Annotated in this window: 13 protein-coding genes and 2 tRNA genes; 6 read left to right on the top strand and 9 right to left on the bottom strand. The window is 70.8% G+C overall.

Features of this window, described 5'->3' with window-relative positions; all coding sequences use genetic code 11:
* Positions 1–127: 127 nt before the first annotated feature.
* On the bottom strand, positions 128–2,764 hold the full coding sequence (locus tag B085_RS0100395; protein ID WP_018556570.1) for a valine--tRNA ligase: 2,637 nt from the start codon (positions 2,762–2,764) through the stop codon (positions 128–130).
* 433 nt (positions 2,765–3,197) lie between these two features.
* Here B085_RS0100395 and B085_RS0100390 point away from each other — a divergent pair, with 433 nt between their 5' ends.
* Entirely contained in the window at positions 3,198–4,064 is an 867-nt protein-coding gene (locus tag B085_RS0100390) for a hypothetical protein (RefSeq protein WP_018556569.1), read from the top strand.
* A gap of 70 nt (positions 4,065–4,134) precedes the next feature.
* Here B085_RS0100390 and clpX read toward each other — a convergent pair whose 3' ends face one another.
* From clpX to B085_RS0100365, 5 genes are all read right to left on the bottom strand, one after another.
* Positions 4,135–5,421 (bottom strand): ATP-dependent Clp protease ATP-binding subunit ClpX, encoded by a 1,287-nt coding sequence (clpX, locus tag B085_RS0100385; protein ID WP_018556568.1) that lies wholly within the window; start codon positions 5,419–5,421, stop codon positions 4,135–4,137.
* 174 nt (positions 5,422–5,595) lie between these two features.
* A complete protein-coding gene (locus B085_RS0100380) occupies positions 5,596–6,261 on the bottom strand; it encodes an ATP-dependent Clp protease proteolytic subunit (RefSeq protein ID WP_037730978.1) in 666 nt (221 codons plus the stop codon).
* Positions 6,262–6,329: 68 nt separating this feature from the next.
* A complete protein-coding gene (locus B085_RS0100375; protein WP_018556566.1) occupies positions 6,330–6,932 on the bottom strand; it encodes an ATP-dependent Clp protease proteolytic subunit in 603 nt (200 codons plus the stop codon).
* 242 nt (positions 6,933–7,174) lie between these two features.
* Positions 7,175–8,569, bottom strand: a complete 1,395-nt coding sequence (tig, locus tag B085_RS0100370) for a trigger factor (RefSeq protein WP_018556565.1) — start codon at positions 8,567–8,569, stop codon at positions 7,175–7,177.
* 165 nt (positions 8,570–8,734) lie between these two features.
* Positions 8,735–8,811, bottom strand: a tRNA-Pro gene (locus B085_RS0100365).
* Positions 8,812–8,922: 111 nt separating this feature from the next.
* On the opposite strand from B085_RS0100365, the gene B085_RS0100360 reads away from it, so the two are divergent.
* From B085_RS0100360 to B085_RS0100350, 3 genes are all read left to right on the top strand, one after another.
* Positions 8,923–8,993, top strand: a tRNA-Gly gene (locus tag B085_RS0100360).
* An 805-nt stretch (positions 8,994–9,798) separates the two neighbouring features.
* Positions 9,799–10,785: a CorA family divalent cation transporter gene (locus B085_RS0100355; protein ID WP_018556564.1), complete on the top strand. Its 987-nt coding sequence runs from the start codon at positions 9,799–9,801 to the stop codon at positions 10,783–10,785.
* 20 nt (positions 10,786–10,805) lie between these two features.
* The gene (locus B085_RS0100350; RefSeq protein ID WP_018556563.1) at positions 10,806–11,192 is read left to right on the top strand and encodes an arsenate reductase family protein; all 387 of its coding nucleotides are present in this window, start codon (positions 10,806–10,808) and stop codon (positions 11,190–11,192) included.
* Positions 11,193–11,373: 181 nt separating this feature from the next.
* Here B085_RS0100350 and B085_RS0100345 read toward each other — a convergent pair whose 3' ends face one another.
* Positions 11,374–11,826 carry an Lrp/AsnC family transcriptional regulator gene (locus tag B085_RS0100345; protein ID WP_018556562.1) on the bottom strand — a complete coding sequence of 151 codons (453 nt, stop codon included), beginning with the start codon at positions 11,824–11,826 and terminating at the stop codon, positions 11,374–11,376.
* A gap of 115 nt (positions 11,827–11,941) precedes the next feature.
* On the opposite strand from B085_RS0100345, the gene B085_RS0100340 reads away from it, so the two are divergent.
* Complete coding sequence (locus tag B085_RS0100340; RefSeq protein WP_018556561.1) at positions 11,942–12,946, top strand: asparaginase; 1,005 nt, start codon at positions 11,942–11,944, stop codon at positions 12,944–12,946.
* Positions 12,947–13,033: 87 nt separating this feature from the next.
* Here B085_RS0100340 and B085_RS0100335 read toward each other — a convergent pair whose 3' ends face one another.
* Entirely contained in the window at positions 13,034–13,228 is a 195-nt protein-coding gene (locus B085_RS0100335; protein WP_018556560.1) for a hypothetical protein, read from the bottom strand.
* Between the two features lie 453 nt (positions 13,229–13,681).
* Between B085_RS0100335 and B085_RS0100330 the strand changes: the two genes are divergently transcribed.
* Positions 13,682–14,845: an acyltransferase family protein gene (locus tag B085_RS0100330; protein WP_018556559.1), complete on the top strand. Its 1,164-nt coding sequence runs from the start codon at positions 13,682–13,684 to the stop codon at positions 14,843–14,845.
* Here B085_RS0100330 and B085_RS0100325 read toward each other — a convergent pair.
* Positions 14,826–15,968: a PP2C family protein-serine/threonine phosphatase gene (locus tag B085_RS0100325; RefSeq protein WP_026250530.1), complete on the bottom strand. Its 1,143-nt coding sequence runs from the start codon at positions 15,966–15,968 to the stop codon at positions 14,826–14,828. The genes B085_RS0100330 and B085_RS0100325 overlap by 20 nt on opposite strands.
* Positions 15,969–15,970 lie beyond the last annotated feature (2 nt).

The following is a 15,970-nucleotide window of genomic DNA, read 5'->3' as shown; positions in this document are numbered from 1 at the left end:
CGCGGCCAGCGGATCGGAAAGGGGCTCGTCGTTCTCGGGGCGCGGGTTGCTCACGACCACATTGTACGAAGCGGCCGGGTAGATCCGGGTTGTGGGCAGGCGTTCACGCCTGCCCACCCCCGGCGCGTCAGCCCTGCGGCAGCGAGGACAGCTGCGCGGTGATGCGGGCGATGTCCGCCTCGGCCGCCTCCAGGCGGGTGCGGATCTTGGCGACGACCGGTTCCGGCGCCTTCGCCAGGAACGCCTCGTTGCCCAGCTTCGCCGTGGCCTGCGCCTTCTCCTTCTCGGCCGCGGCCAGGTCCTTCGCCAGCCGCTTCCGCTCGGCGTCGACGTCGATCGTCCCGGAGAGGTCCAGCGCGACCGTCGCGCCCGCGACCGGGAGGGTCGCCGTCGCGGTGAAGGCCTCGCCCTCCGGCTGCAGGCGCAGCAGCTGGCGGACCGCGGCCTCGTGGGCCTCCAGGCCGGTGGAGCCGAGGTCGAGCCGGGCCGGGACCTTCTGGCCCGGCTGCAGGCCCTGGTCGGCGCGGAACCTGCGGACCTCGGTGACCAGCGACTGCACCGCCGCGATCTCCTGCTCGGCGACCGCGTCGCGGAAGCCGGAGTCGGCCGGCCAGTCGGCGACGACGACCGACTCACGCCCGGTGAGCGTGGTCCACAGCGTCTCGGTGACGAAGGGGACCACCGGGTGCAGCAGCCGCAGCAGCTTGTCCAGGACCTCGCCCAGCACGCGCCGGGAGACCTCGGCCGGGCGGCCGCCCGCGAGGAAGGTGGTCTTGGACAGTTCGACGTACCAGTCGAAGACCTCGTCCCACGCGAAGTGGAAGAGGGCGTCGCTGAGCTTGGCGAACTGGTAGTCGTCGTAGAGCGCGTCGGTCTCGGCGACCGTGGCGTTCAGCCGGGACAGGATCCAGCGGTCGGTGGCCGACATCTCCTCGGGCGCGGGCAGTTCGCCCTCGACCGTGGCGCCGTTCATCAGCGCGAAGCGCGTGGCGTTCCAGATCTTGTTGGTGAAGTTGCGGGCGCCCTGGACCCAGTCCTCACCGATCGGCACGTCGGTGCCGGGGTTGGCACCGCGGGCGAGGGTGAAGCGCAGCGCGTCGGAGCCGTACTTGTCCATCCAGTCCAGTGGGTCCACGACGTTGCCGAAGGACTTGGACATCTTCTTGCCGCGCTCGTCGCGCACCAGGCCGGTGAGGGCGATGGTGTGGAAGGGGGCCTGGCCGTCCATGGCGTACAGGCCGAACATCATCATCCGGGCGACCCAGAAGAAGATGATGTCGTGGCCGGTCAGCAGGACGTCGGTCGGGTAGAACTTCTCGAGGTCCGCGGTGCGGTCCGGCCAGCCCAGGGTGGAGAACGGCCACAGGCCGGAGGAGAACCAGGTGTCCAGGACGTCGGTGTCCTGCGTCCAGCCCTCGCCGGCGGGCGGCTGCTCGTCCGGGCCGACGCAGACGGTCTCGCCGTCCGGGCCGTACCAGACCGGGATGCGGTGGCCCCACCACAGCTGGCGCGAGATGCACCAGTCGTGCATGTTGTCGACCCACTGGAAGTAGCGGCCGGACATCTCCTGCGGGTGGATCTTCACCCGCCCGTCGCGGACCGCGTCGCCGGCGGCCCGCGCGAGCGGGTCGACGTTGACCCACCACTGCAGCGACAGCCGCGGCTCGACGATCGTCCTGCAGCGGGAGCAGTGGCCCACCGCGTGGACGTACGGCCGCTTCTCCGCGACGATCCGGCCCTGCGAGCGCAGCGCGCCGACCACGGCGTCACGCGCCTCGAGGCGGTCCATGTCCTGGAAGGGGCCGTGGACGGTGATCCGTGCGCGCTCGTCCATGATCGTCAGGGACGGCAGGTTGTGGCGCCGGCCGATCTCGAAGTCGTTGGGGTCGTGCGCCGGGGTCACCTTGACGGCGCCGGTGCCGAACTCCGGGTCGACGTGCTCGTCGGCGACGACCGGGATCCGGCGGTCGGTGAGCGGCAGGTCGATCTCGGTGCCGACCAGGTGCCGGTAGCGCTCGTCGTCCGGGTGGACGGCGACGGCCGTGTCACCGAGCATCGTCTCGGCCCGGGTGGTGGCCACGACGATGGAGTTCTCGCCGTCGCCGTAGCGGATCGAGACCAGCTCGCCGTCCCGGTCCTCGTGCTCGACCTCGATGTCGGAGATCGCGGTCAGGCAGCGCGGGCACCAGTTGATGATGCGCTCGGCGCGGTAGATCAGACCGTCGTCGTAGAGCTTCTTGAAGATCGTCTGGACGGCGCGGGAGAGGCCCTCGTCCATGGTGAAACGCTCGCGCGACCAGTCGACACCGTCGCCGAGGCGGCGCATCTGGCCGAGGATCCTGCCGCCGTACTCCTCCTTCCACTGCCACACGCGCTCGACGAAGGCCTCGCGGCCCAGGTCCTGCCGGGACTTGCCCTCCTCGGCGAGCTGCTGCTCGACCTTGTTCTGGGTGGCGATGCCCGCGTGGTCCATGCCGGGCAGCCACAGCGCCTCGTAGCCCTGCATCCGCTTGCGGCGGGTGAGGGCGTCCATCAGCGTGTGCTGGAAGGCGTGGCCCAGGTGGAGGCTGCCGGTGACGTTCGGCGGCGGGATGACGATGGTGTACGGCTTCTTGTCGCTCTTGGCGTCGGCCTCGAAGTAACCGCGCTCTACCCAGCGCTCGTACAGGGGCCCCTCTACCTCGGCCGGCGCGTACTGGGTCGGCAGTTCGGGGGTCGCGCTGTTCGGCCCGCTCGCGGCGGCCTGCTGAGTGTTGTCGGTCACGGCGCTCAGTTTACGGGCGCGGCGGGCCCCCTAACGAATCCGGCCGGTGCCCGGGCGCGAGAGGCGGCCCCCGGGCACCGGCGCAGGCGCGCCCGCCGCGAGGGCCGGCCGGGGGGGCGCCGGCGCCGCGCGGACCCGGGTTCCCCACGCGCCCGCGCACCGGGCGCGGCGGCGCCGGGACCGGCAGGCGCGGCCCCGCCGTGTCCCGGAGCCCGACCCCAGCGCCCGAACGGCGCCCGGCCTGAGCGCATCTGAGGGTGACTCGGCGGAGGGAACGGGTAGGGGTGACTCCGGCCTGATGTGCGGTGACGGTGACCAACCGGGCATCTGCATCGTCTTGTTACCAAGTCCTGACGACTCCGGTGTAAAGACCGCTTAAACGATCCGCAAGGATGAGTACGAGGAGACAGCAGTTCAACGAGGGGACTCACCGATGAGCTTCAACCAGCCGCCGCCGCAGCCGGGTTACGGCGGCCAGCCCGGCTACGGGGGCCAGCCCGGCCAGCCCCAGCAGCCGCCGGTCCCGCCCGGTCCGCCCCAGCAGCCCGCACCCGGGTACGGCTACCCCCAGCAGCCCGCTGCGCCGCAGACCGTCCCCGGTTACGGCCAGCCCCAGCCGCCCGGCCCGTACGGTCAGCAGCCCGGCCCGTACGGCCAACCGGGCCCGTACGGCCAGCAGCCCGGCGCCTGGGGTGCCCCTCCGCCGCCCCCGTCCTCCGGCGGCAAGGGCAAGGTCATCGGAATCGTCGTCGGCGTCGTGGTCGCCGCCGCGGTCGTCGGCGGCGGCATCTTCGCCCTCTCCAGCGGCGGCGGCATCGGCGGCGGCGGCGATTACAAGCTGACGACGCCGGCGACGGTCGTGGACGGCAAGTACAGCAAGTCCGACCAGAAGCTCGCGGAGTCCGAGTCCGGCAGCGACAAGTACATCTCGAACGGCACCTCGATCTCCGCCGCCTACACGAGCGCCGACGAGCAGATCGGGTTCGGCGGCGCCTACGGCGGAATCGACGACCCCGGCGCCGCGGTCGACAAGATGATCTCGGCCGCCCTGTCGGGCAGCACCGCCGCCGAGCAGCACCCGGCCGGCTTCGACGGCGACGTGATGAAGTGCGGCGAGAAGGACTACGGCGTCTTCAAGTCCCCCTTCTGCGTCTGGGGTGACGACAGCACCATCGCCCTGCTGATCTGGTCCCCCTCCACGGAGGCGGCCGGCTCCGGCACCATCCCCGACGCCCCCTCCGTCTCCGACTTCGCGCAGACCACGGCGAAGTTCCGGAACGACGTCCGCGTCAAGAAGTAACCGGCCACCACACGTGAGGGGGCGCCCGGCAGCTGCCGGGCGCCCCCTCACGTGTGCGGGTGGGTGCGTGCTACGCGCTCTTCTGCTCGCCCTTGCCGATGATGCGGGGCTCGCGCGGTACCAGGGTCGGGTTCACATTGGAGTGCACGACGTCCTCGGTGATGACGACGCGGGCGACGTCCTTGCGGGAGGGCACCTCGTACATCACCGACATCAGCACCTCCTCCATGATGGCGCGCAGACCCCGGGCGCCGGTCTGGCGGAGGATGGCCTGGTCGGCGATGGCCTCCAGGGCGCCGCGCTCGAACTCGAGCTCGACGCCGTCGAGCTCGAAGAGCCGCTGGTACTGCTTGACCAGGGCGTTGCGCGGCTCGACCAGGATCTGCAGCAGCGCCTCGCGGTCGAGGTTGTGCACGCTGGTGATGACCGGCAGACGGCCGATGAACTCGGGGATCATGCCGAACTTCACCAGGTCCTCCGGCATGACCTCGGAGAACTGGTCCGCGGAGTCGATCTCGCGCTTGGAGCGGATCGTCGCGCCGAAGCCGATGCCCTTGGCACCGGCCCGGGACTCGATGATCTTCTCCAGACCCGCGAAGGCACCGCCCACGATGAAGAGCACGTTGGTGGTGTCGATCTGGATGAACTCCTGGTGCGGGTGCTTGCGCCCGCCCTGCGGCGGCACCGAGGCCGTGGTGCCTTCCAGGATCTTCAGCAGGGCCTGCTGCACGCCCTCGCCGGAGACGTCCCGGGTGATCGACGGGTTCTCGCTCTTGCGGGCGACCTTGTCGATCTCGTCGATGTAGATGATCCCCGTCTCGGCCTTCTTGACGTCGTAGTCGGCCGCCTGGATCAGCTTGAGCAGGATGTTCTCGACGTCCTCGCCGACGTACCCGGCCTCGGTGAGCGCCGTGGCGTCCGCGATGGCGAACGGCACGTTCAGCATGCGGGCGAGCGTCTGGGCGAGCAGGGTCTTGCCGGAGCCCGTGGGGCCGAGCAGCAGGATGTTGGACTTGGCGAGCTCGATGCCGTCGTCGTGGCCGCGCCCGCCGCCGTTCTCACCCGCCTGCACGCGCTTGTAGTGGTTGTACACCGCGACGGAGAGCGCCTTCTTCGCCGGCTCCTGGCCGACGACATAGCTCTCGAGGAACTCGTAGATCTCGCGCGGCTTCGGCAGGTCCTCCCACCGCACCTCGGAGGACTCGGCGAGTTCCTCCTCGATGATCTCGTTGCAGAGATCGATGCACTCGTCGCAGATGTACACACCGGGTCCTGCGATGAGCTTCTTCACCTGCTTCTGGCTCTTTCCGCAGAATGAGCACTTGAGCAGATCGCCGCCGTCACCGATGCGTGCCACGAGGTGCTTCCCCTTCGCCTGGGTCCCGCCAGTTCGACGAGTCCTGGTGCTTGCCTATCGACGGTACCTTGCCGCGCCCCCAGTGCGGGCCCCCCTTGGAGCTACTGGGCCGTGACCTGCACAACCCGGTGGCTCCAAGAGGGGACTTCTTGTCGCAGAATGCCCTGCCTGGCGTCAGACCGCGACCGACGAGCCCTTGCGGGTCGAGACGATCTGGTCGACCAGACCGTAGGAGAGGGCCTCCTCGGCCGTGAGGATCTTGTCGCGCTCGATGTCGTCGCGGATCTTCTCGATCGGGGTGCTGGAGTGCTTGGCCAGCATCTCCTCCAGCTGGGCCCGCATCCGCAGGATCTCGTTGGCGGCGATCTCCAGGTCCGAGACCTGGCCACGGCCGGTCTCGCTGTACGGCTGGTGGATCAGGATGCGGGCGTTCGGCAGCGCCATCCGCTTGCCGGGGGTGCCGGCGGCGAGCAGCACGGCCGCGGCGGAGGCCGCCTGGCCCATGCAGACCGTCTGGATGTCGGGCTTCACGAACTGCATCGTGTCGTAGATGGCCGTCAGCGCCGTGAAGGAGCCGCCGGGGCTGTTGATGTAGACCGAGATGTCGCGGTCCGGGTCCATCGACTCCAGGCACAGCAGCTGCGCCATGACGTCGTTGGCGGAGGCGTCGTCGATCTGCACCCCGAGGAAGATCACGCGCTCCTCGAAGAGCTTCGCGTAGGGGTCGTACTCGCGGACGCCCTGGGAGGTGCGCTCGACGAAGCGAGGCACGACGTAGCGGGCCTCGGCCGCGCTCGTGCGGTCGTAGATGCCGCTGCCGGGGAAGTTCTGGGTGGTCACGTTCACCGTCCTGAGATGAGCATTGGGCTGGGGTCGGTCCTGCGGGGCTGCGCGGGCGTCAGGCCCGGTCAGGCCCCGGTGCCGCCGCCGCCCGGCACGTTCACGGCGTGCGTGATGACGTCGTCGATCAGGCCGTACTCCTTGGCCGCGTCGGCGGAGAACCAGCGGTCGCGGTCGGAGTCGCGGGTGATCGCCTCGACGCTCTGGCCCGAGTGCTCGGCGATGAGCTCGGCCATCCGCTTCTTCGTACGGAGAAGCTGCTCGGCGTGGATCTTGATGTCGGAGGCCGAGCCGGCCAGGCCGGCGGACGGCTGGTGCATCAGGATGTCGGTGTTCGGCAGCGCGAAGCGCTTGCCGGGGGTACCGGCGGTCAGCAGGAACTGGCCCATGGAGGCCGCCAGACCCATGGCGATGGTGACGACGTCGTTCTTGATGAACTGCATGGTGTCGTAGATCGCCATGCCGGCCGTCACGGAGCCGCCGGGGCTGTTGATGTAGAGGTAGATGTCCTTGTCCGGCTCGGCGGCAAGGAGGAGCAGCTGCGCGGTGATCTTGTTGGCGATGTCGTCGTCCACCGGCTGGCCGAGGAAGATGATCCGCTCGCCGAGCAGCCGGTTGTAGACCTGGTCGCCGAGGCCACCGATGGTCGGCTCGCCGGCGGCGGAAGGCATCGGAGTCGTCACGTATCCACCTGCTCGTTGTCGGACGGCGCGGACGCCGTCACAGGGTCTTCTCGTAGGGCACGGGCCCTCGTACTTACGGACCCTAACGCGCAGGTGGGGCCCGGCAATCCCCCACGCGGAACTGTTCGCTGTCAGCGCAGGGAGGGTGTAAGCGGAGAGCGAAAAGGAGCAGAACGGGCCCGGACGCACTGGTCGTCCGGGCCCGTCGGATGTCGCTACGGGGGCGAGGATCAGGCCTCGGAGCCCTCACCCTTGGCGGTCTCGGCGTCCGCGTCCTCGGAGGTGGCCTGGACCGTCTCGCCGGTCTCGTCCTCCTCGTCCTCCAGGTCGACGACCTCGCCGTTGGTGTCCTTGACCGTGGCGGCCTCGACGACCAGGGCCAGCGCCTTGCCGCGGGCGACCTCGCCGACGAGCAGCGGCACCTGGCCGCCCTCGACGACCGCCTGCGCGAACTGGTCGGGGCTCATGCCCGAGGAGGCGGCACGGCGCATGAGGTGCTCGGTGAGCTCCTCCTGGTTGACGGAGAGCTTCTCGGTGGAGACGAGCTCGTCCAGGACGAACTGGGTCTTGATGCCCTTCTTCGCCTGGCCCTCGATCTCCTCGTCGTACTCCTCGCGGGTCTTGCCCTCGTTCTCGAGGAACGACTCCCACGTCAGGCCGGCGGCCGGGAACTGGTGGTGCTCCAGGTTGTGGACCCGGGTCTCGATCTCGTCCTTGAGCAGCTTCTCCGGCAGCGGGATCTCGACCAGTTCCAGGAGGGCGTCCAGCACCTTCTCCTGGGCCTGGGTGGCCTGGTCGTACTGCTGGATGCGCTCCTGGCGCTTCACGGCGTCGGCGCGGAGCTCCTCGAGGGTGTCGAACTCGCTCGCCAGCTGGGCGAAGTCGTCGTCCAGCTCGGGCAGCTCACGGGCCTGGACGGTGGTGACGTCCACCTTGACCTGGGCCTCCTTGCCGGCGGCGGAGCCGCCCTTGAGCTCGGAGGTGAAGGTGGCCGAACCGCCGGCCTCCAGGCCGATGACGGCCTCGTCGATGCCGTCGAGCAGCTGGCCGGAGCCGATGGTGTAGGTGACGCCACTGGCGACGCCGTCCTCCAGCACCTCGCCCTCGACCGAGGCCTCCAGGTCGACGACGACGACGTCGCCGTCGGCGGCGGCGCGCTCCACGACGGTGGTGGAGGCGAAGCGCTCGCGCAGCTGCTCCAGGGCCTTGTCGACGTCCTCGTCGGACACCTCGATGGCGTCCACGGTGACCTCGATGCCGGAGTAGTCCGGGATCTCGATGACCGGACGGATGTCCACCTCGGCGGTGAACTTCAGCTCCTGGCCGTCGTTGAACTCGGTGATGTCCACCTCGGGCTGGCCGAGGACGTTGAGCTCGCCCTCGTTGACCGCCTCCGTGTAGAACTTCGGCAGGGCGTCGTTGATGGCCTCTTCGAGGACCGCGCCACGGCCGAACCGCTGGTCGATGACGCGCGCGGGGATCTTGCCCTTACGGAAGCCCGGCACCGTGACCTGCTGGTTGATCTTCTTGTACGCCGCGTCGAGGCTGGGCTTGAGCTCCTCGAAGGGCACCTCGACAGTGAGTCGAACCCGGGTCGGGTTCAGAGTCTCGACGGCGCTCTTCACGGTTGGGTCTCCTTGGGGGCTTTACGTTGATGGGCGGCCGCTCGGCGATCGTGCGGGGCGGCTGGTGTTCGACCTGGCATTTCCGCGTACCGCGTGGCCGACGACCCATCCTACCGGTACCACAATCCTGCGGCCGGGCCTGCTCGGCACAGGGCGGCCGAGCACTGGTCGGGGTGGCCGGATTCGAACCGACGACCTTCCGCTCCCAAAGCGGACGCGCTACCAAGCTGCGCCACACCCCGTCGGTGCGACACGTAGAGTACATGCCTCCGCACACCCTGACGGCCACATACGGCGTGCGTGGGAGCCGGGTCGATCGGCTACGATCTGATGTGCCAGACTGACTGGCCGTTGCGGGCGTAGCTCAATGGTAGAGCCCCAGTCTTCCAAACTGGCTACGCGGGTTCGATTCCCGTCGCCCGCTCTGCAGGTAAAGGCCCAGGTCAGGGGAGTGACTCCCCGGACCTGGGCCTTTGTTTACCCCGAACGGACCGGTCGGCCGCGTGCGCCGGCCTCCGCGGTCCGTACCGCCCGGCCCTCACGATCACGGCGACGACGGCACCGGGTGATGCCGTTCCGGCGCGCGGTGGTGCCCCTCTGTCCGCCGAGGACACGCCCGGCGACCCGAACGGTGTGCACGGATCGTGCCGCGGTCCAGACGGCGTCCTGCCGGCGCGGGCCGGTCGACCCACCCCGTCGGAGGCGGCGGAACGCCCCACCGGGGGTTACGCCACAGGCCGGGGAGCGACTCCCCCGGCCTGGGACTCTCCGTTCGCCCCGTGGACCGCCCGGCGCCACCCGGCCACCGCGGGTCCGTCGGCTCACCCCATCGGAGGCCTCGTCAGCCCGAACGGGCGCTCGCCGGGGTCAACGCCGTCGGCGGGCACGCCGGGTTGACGCTTCGGGTCCGTCACCCGAACGGGAGGCCCGAAATCGCCGCCGGCCCTGACCGCGCCGGGCGCCGTGCGCGGGACCGGCCGTCGCGGCACACCCGCAGGGGGCCCGGAGGGATGCGGGCCCCGTTCGTCACGCCGCCGGGCTCTGCTGCTTGAGCCAGTCGGCGAACGTGAGGGTGCCGCGGGGGCCGGGGCCGGTCGGCAGCGGCCGGCGGCTCCATGGGAGGGGGCCCACCGGGGCCCGCGAACCCTCCGGGCCGGGCGCCTCCGCATGCGTGGACGCCGGAGTCTGCGCAGGCTGGGAGGTGTGCCGGTGATCCACGGTGAGGAACGATGATCGTTACGGTGGTGTCGATGCCGGAGGGCGTCGCCGCCCGTGCCGCCGTGTCGGAGGCGCGTGAGCGGCTCGCGGCGTGCCGGTTCCTGCTCGTGGACGTCGAGGTGCCCGGCGATGGGCGGCCCGACGAGCTGTCGATCGCCCGTGAACTCGGCCTGGAGGCCGAGGACCTGGCATGGCTGGGGAGGGCGGGCGAGACGGCGCGGGCGGAGTTCCACGGGGACAACGCCCGGTTCGTCGTGCCCGTCGTCGACGCCGGCAAGGTCGTCCACGTCCATGTCTTCGTGACCGAGCGGTACCTGGTCACCGTCCACCGCGGGCCGAACACCCTGGTCGGGCGGTTCGTCACCCGGCTGCCGCACGAGCGGCCCGCGGACTCCACGGCCACGCTGTTCCTGCTGCTGGAGGACGCCCTGGAGACCTTCCGCAAGACCGCCGTGGAGGCGTTGCTGCAGGTGGAGGACCTCGAGGACGAGATGTTCGAGAGCCGGCACCCTCAGCAGGTGTACCGGCTGGCGCGGCTGCGGCGGCGGGCGGCTCTGCTGCACCACGCCCTGCTGCCCTATCTGCAGGCGGCCGACGAGACCATCACCCGGCGGATGATGAGCGGCACCTTCCCCGAGGAGCGGCAACGGCTCGCGGCCTCGTACCAGCGGGCCGCGCGGATGGTGCTCGCCAGCATCGAGTCGCTCCAGGACGCGGCCCGGCGGGCCTTCGCCAGCTACTCCTCCCTCGTGTCCGGTGAACAGAACGGCGTGATCAACCGGCTGGCCATCGTCTCGACGATCTTCCTCCCGCTGACCTTCCTGACCGGCTTCTTCGGCATGAACTTCACGTACATGACGGACGAGTTGGAGAGCAGGGACGTCTTCTGGCTGCTCGCCGTGGGGCTGCAGGCACTCGTCCTGGTCATCGCCGTCTACGTGCTGCACCGCACCCGCATCTGGCGCAGGCTGCGCGACGACGGGCGCGACGACTCCTGAGGCCTCATTACATTGGCGGCATGGAGATCTGGATCAACCCCGCGTGCTCGAAGTGCCGCTCCGCGCTGCACCTGCTGGACGAGGAGGGCGCGCAGTACACCGTGCGCCGCTACCTGGAGGACCCGCCGGACGCGGACGAGATCCGCGCGGTGCTCGAGCGGCTCGGTCTGGAGCCGTGGGACGTAGTGCGGACCCAGGAGGCCGAGGCGAAGGAGCTGAGCCTGAAGGAGTGGCCGCGCGAGCCAGGTGAGCGGGAGCGCTGGATCGGGGCGCTCGCGGCGCACCCCCGGCTGATCCAGCGGCCGATCATCACCGCCGAGGACGGCACGGCGGTCGTCGCCCGCTCCGAGGAAGCGGTACGGGACGCCCTCGGACGCGTCCCGGGCGGCGCCGGGAACCCGGGGTAGAGCGCCTCGGCACACGGACAGCCCGGCGGCGGTGGTGAACCCGTCGAGGGCGCCACGGCGCCGGCGGAGCCGCCCGCCGGGCCGAAGCCGGGGCTCCGGACGCACGGGACCGCCCCGACGCGGCGGGACGGCGAGGACGGGCCCCGACGCCGCTCTCGCCGGGCAGTGCACCTCTACGGCCCTAGCCGACCGGCACGCCCTGCGGCCCCTTGATCCGCTTCATGATCATCTGCGAGTTCACCTCGCTGACGCCGGGCAGGGCGATCAGCTTCTCCGTCCAGAAGCGCTCGTAGGCGTCGCTGTCCGCCACCGCGATCCGCAGCAGGCAGCCGGGTGCGCCGTAGAGCCGGTAGGCCTCGACGATGTCGGGGATGGCCTGCACCCGCTCCTCGAAGGCGGCGACTGACTCGCGGTCCCGCCGCACCTCGACGGAGGCGAAGACCTCGAAGCCGCGGCCGACGGCTGCCGGGTCGACGACGGCCCGGTAGCTCTGGATCACCCCGTCCTCCTCCAGTTGGCGCACCCGGCGCAGGCACGGGGAAGGGGTGAGGCCGACCCGGGCGGCCAGCTCCTGGTTGGTGAGCCGGCCGTCGGCCTGGAGCTCGCGCAAGATTCTTCTGTCGATGGCGTCCACAAGGGCGATAGATACCACGTCTGGCGGATCTACGCGGGCTGATTGGCAATCCGATGCCGGGGTTAAGCACATATCCTTGCGGGGAGGATCGGGCGAACGCACGAGCGAGGGAAACGTGAAGCACATCGTCGTGATCGGCACCGGCGGCACGATCGCCAGCCGGTGGCAGGGGGCCGGGTACGCGGCCGAGGCCGCCGGCCACGAGGTGCTGGCGGCGGGCGCGGTCCCCGAGGGCGTCAAGGTGACCGTCCGCGACCTGTTCACGGTGAACAGCTCACGGCTGACCTCCGCCCACCAGATGGAGCTGCTGCGGACCGTCCACGAGGTGCTGGCGGACCCGGCCGTGGACGGCGTCGTGATCACGCACGGCACCGACACCATGGAGGAGTCCGCGTTCCTCCTCGACCTCCACCACGACGACCGGCGCCCAGTGGTCCTCACCGGCGCCCAGCTCCCGCTGGACTCCGTGGACGGCGACGCGCCGGGCAACCTCTACGACGCGCTGCTGACCGCCGCGACCGGCCGGGACATCGGCGTGGTCATCGCCTTCGGCGGCTTCGTGCACGCGGCCCGCGGCACGGTCAAGGCGCACACCCTGGACGTCCAGGCCTTCGCGGACCCCTCGGGACGGCCGCTGGGCCGGGTGAAGTTCGGCGAGATCGCCTGGGGCGCCCCGCGGCCGCGCCCCGCGGCGCTGCCGCTTCCGGACCCCGGCGCGAAGGCACCGCGCGTCGACGTCGTGATGCACCACGTGGACGCCGACCCGGTGCTCTTCGAGGCCGCGCTGGGCGCGGGGGCGCAGGGCATCGTGCTGGTCGGCACCGGGGCGGGCAACGCGACGCCCGACTTCGTGGCGGCGGTGCGCCGCGCGGTGGACGCCGGCGTGCTGGTCGCCGTGAGCACCCGGGTGGCGGCGGGGCCGGTGGCCCCGATGTACACCGGGGGCGGCGCGGTCGACCTTGCCGCGGCCGGCGGTGTGCTGGCCGGGACGCTGCGCGCGGGGCAGGCCCGTGTCGCCGTACTGGCGGCGCTGATGTCCGCGCAGAGCCCCGCGGAGCGGGCCGACGCGCTGCGCCGCATCATCGGGACGGCCGAGGACCGCACGCCGGCCGTCGCCTGACTCCCCGTCACCCGGCGCGGCCACCGCGCCGGGTGACGGGTGACTGCGACCGGTCGGCCCCCGGCGCGCGCCGCGCCCGGAGACCGGTCAGAGGTTTATCTGGTTGATGGTGTCGGCCAGCGAGTCGAGGAACTTGTTGATCGACGGCGCCATGCCCGTGGAGGCAAGGAAGAAGCCGAAGAGCGCGGCGATGATGGCCGGGCCGACCTTGAGCGACTTGCCTCTTATCAGGACGACCATGATGATCGCCAACAACAGGACCACGGACAGGGAAATGGCCACTGGGGATCACATCCTCGGTCTGACGCCTCACCGTTCCGGGGAGAGCCACCGGCAGCCGCACCCCCGCGACGTCCATCGTGCCACCTGCCACCGACACCGTGACCCCGCGGGACACCCCTTCCCCGCGCGCCGGGGTCGCACACCTGTGACGCAGGACATCGCGATCGTTTCCGATCACTTCGGTCGAGGCGAATCTCGCATTTACACGGCACGTTCGAGTGAATTTCCCTCAAACTATTTCCCCACACACCCACTTGCCACACAAAGGATCATCAAAAAACCCGCACAGTCGTCAACCCGTCTGGCGATGTGCCCCGTTCAACCCTTATGGGACCACCCATAGCAGCATGGAACGGACAACAGCATGACCCATGCATTCCCGGGTGACAGCGCGGCGAACGCCAATACGGCCGAAAATTTACTCAGCCAGAGGCGCCCGCTATGGTGCATGAAATGTTCCAGCTCCCCCGCACGAACACCCTGTCCCCCGGCAGGACCCAGACCGGGAATTCCGTTCTCCCCGCCCCGCGCAAGGGGGCCTCCCCCCGCCCCGTACCGACCACCCCGGCGGAGACCTCCGCCCCCGCCGCGTCCAGCGCCCCCGCCGGGCGCGACCCGTTCTTCGACAACGCCAAGTACCTCGCCATCGTCCTGGTCGCGATGGGCCACGCCTGGGAACCCCTCACCGGGCACAGCAGGGCCGCCGGCGCGCTCTACATCCTCGTGTACGCGTTCCACATGCCGGCGTTCATCGTCATCTCGGGCCACTTCTCGAGGAGTTTCGACGCCCGCCCGGACCGCGTCAGGAGACTGATCACCGGCGTCGCCGTCCCGTACCTGCTCTTCGAGGCCGCCTACTCGCTCTTCAGGAACTGGGCGGACGACGCCGCGGCCCAGCCGCTCAGCCTGCTCGACCCCTGGTACCTCACCTGGTTCCTCGCGGCCCTGTTCATCTGGCGCCTCACCGCCCCCATCTGGCGGGTCGTCCGGCAGCCGGTCGCGGTCGCCCTGGTGATCGCGGCCCTCGCGTCGATCTCCCCGGCCATCGGTGACGACCTGGAACTCCAGCGCGTCCTGCAGTTCCTGCCCTTCTTCGTGCTCGGCACGTGCCTGAAGGCCGAGCACTTCCGCCTCGCGCGGCGGCGCATGGTGCGCGTGCTGTCCGTCCCGGTGGGCCTGGCCGCGTCGGCCGTCTCCTACTGGGTGGTGCCGCGGATGGACCGGGGATGGCTCTACCACCGCGCGAGCGCCCAGGAACTGGGCGCCCCCTGGTGGACGGGACCGGTCATGACGGCGGCGCTGTTCTGCTGCTCCCTGGCCCTGACGGTGTGCTTCCTCGCGTGGGTGCCGCGCCGCCGCACGTGGTTCACGGCGCTGGGCGCCGGCACGCTCTACGGCTACCTGCTGCACGGCTTCATCGCCAAGGGCTCGCGCTTCGGCCACTGGTACGACCACGGGTGGATCCACACCCCGCTGGGTCAGGTCGCGGTCACCGCGATCTCCGTCGTGGTGGTCACCGCGCTGTGCACCCCGCCGGTGCAGCGGATGTTCCGCTTCGCCGTGGAGCCGAGGATGGCCTGGGCGTTCCGGCCCGCGCTCAGTCCCGGCACACGATGAGCAGGGCGCGGTCGTCGTTGACGTCCTTGGCGACCGCCTCGATCAGCTGCCAGGCCGCGCCGCGGAAGCCGTGCGCCACGTACCGGTCGGCCTCGCCGATGAGCCGGTCGATGCCCTCGGTGAGGTCGCGGCCGGCCGCCTCGACCAGGCCGTCGGTGAAGAGCAGCAGGACGTCGCCAGAGCGCAGGGTGCCCTTCACGCTGTGGAACTCGGCGCCGTCGTACACCCCCAGCAGCGGACCCTCGGCCGCCTTCTCCTCCCAGCGGCCGGTGCCCGCGCTGAGCTGCATGCCGGGCAGATGCCCGGCGGAGAGCAGCTCGTAGTCGCCGGTCTCCAGGTCGAGCACCAGGTGGACGGATGTGGCGAAGCCCTCGTCCCAGTTCTGGCGGAGCAGGTAGCCGTTGGCGGCGGTGAGGAAGGCGTGCGGAGGCAGCGAACCCAGCAGGCCGCCGAAGGCGCCGGACAGCAGCAGCGCGCGTGAGCCGGCGTCCATGCCCTTGCCCGACACATCGGTGAGGACGGCCTCCAGGATCCGCCCGCCCGAGGTGCGGGTGGCCACCACGAAGTCGCCGGAGAAGGACTGTCCGCCGGCCGGCCGCAGCGCCATCTCGGCGTGCCAGCCCTCGGGCAGCCGCGGCAGCCTGCTCTGTACCCGGATGCGCTCGCGCAGGTCGAAGAGCATCGTGCCGCCGCGCATCCAGGGCACACCGACCCGGGCGCGGAACTGCGCGACGATCAGCCCGGCCAGCGCCACCGCCGCCACCACGAGCACGGTGCCCGGGGTCACCCTGCCGACGCCGTCGCGGTAGGGCCCGAGGACCGCCGACTCGACGACCATCGCGGCGGCGCTGGCCCCGTACAGCAGCAGGAGGCTGGAGGGGCGCAGCAGCAGGCCGCCGACGAGGACGGGCAGCACCAGGGTGGTGGGCGGGCACCATTGCGGCGCCAGCACCGTGCCCCAGGCGATCAGCGGCACGCTGATCGTCAGGACGGTCAGTGCGAGCCAGTCGGCGGCGTCCCCGCGGAAGTAGTCCACGGCGGATTTGCGCAGGCCGACCCGGGCCCGGCGGACCGTCCTGCGCCACCGGGCCCCGAATCCGTCTCCTACCGGGCGTCGTGCCATCT

It is taken from the genome of Streptomyces sp. BoleA5 (assembly GCF_000373665.1).
In the GTDB taxonomy this organism is placed as follows: domain Bacteria; phylum Actinomycetota; class Actinomycetes; order Streptomycetales; family Streptomycetaceae; genus Actinacidiphila.
This window is presented reverse-complemented; position numbering and strand designations above follow the sequence as displayed.

Bases quoted from the DNA above. Each gene is read 5' to 3' on its own strand.
- B085_RS0100390 (WP_018556569.1), top strand. From the start codon at position 3,198: ATGAGCTTCAACCAGCCGCCGCCGCAGCCGGGTTACGGCGGCCAGCCC.
- B085_RS0100375 (WP_018556566.1), bottom strand. From the start codon at position 6,932: ATGCCTTCCGCCGCCGGCGAGCCGACCATCGGTGGCCTCGGCGACCAG.
- B085_RS0100355 (WP_018556564.1), top strand. From the start codon at position 9,799: ATGATCGTTACGGTGGTGTCGATGCCGGAGGGCGTCGCCGCCCGTGCC.
- B085_RS0100350 (WP_018556563.1), top strand. From the start codon at position 10,806: ATGGAGATCTGGATCAACCCCGCGTGCTCGAAGTGCCGCTCCGCGCTG.
- B085_RS0100330 (WP_018556559.1), top strand. From the start codon at position 13,682: ATGTTCCAGCTCCCCCGCACGAACACCCTGTCCCCCGGCAGGACCCAG.
- B085_RS0100325 (WP_026250530.1), bottom strand. From the start codon at position 15,968: ATGGCACGACGCCCGGTAGGAGACGGATTCGGGGCCCGGTGGCGCAGG.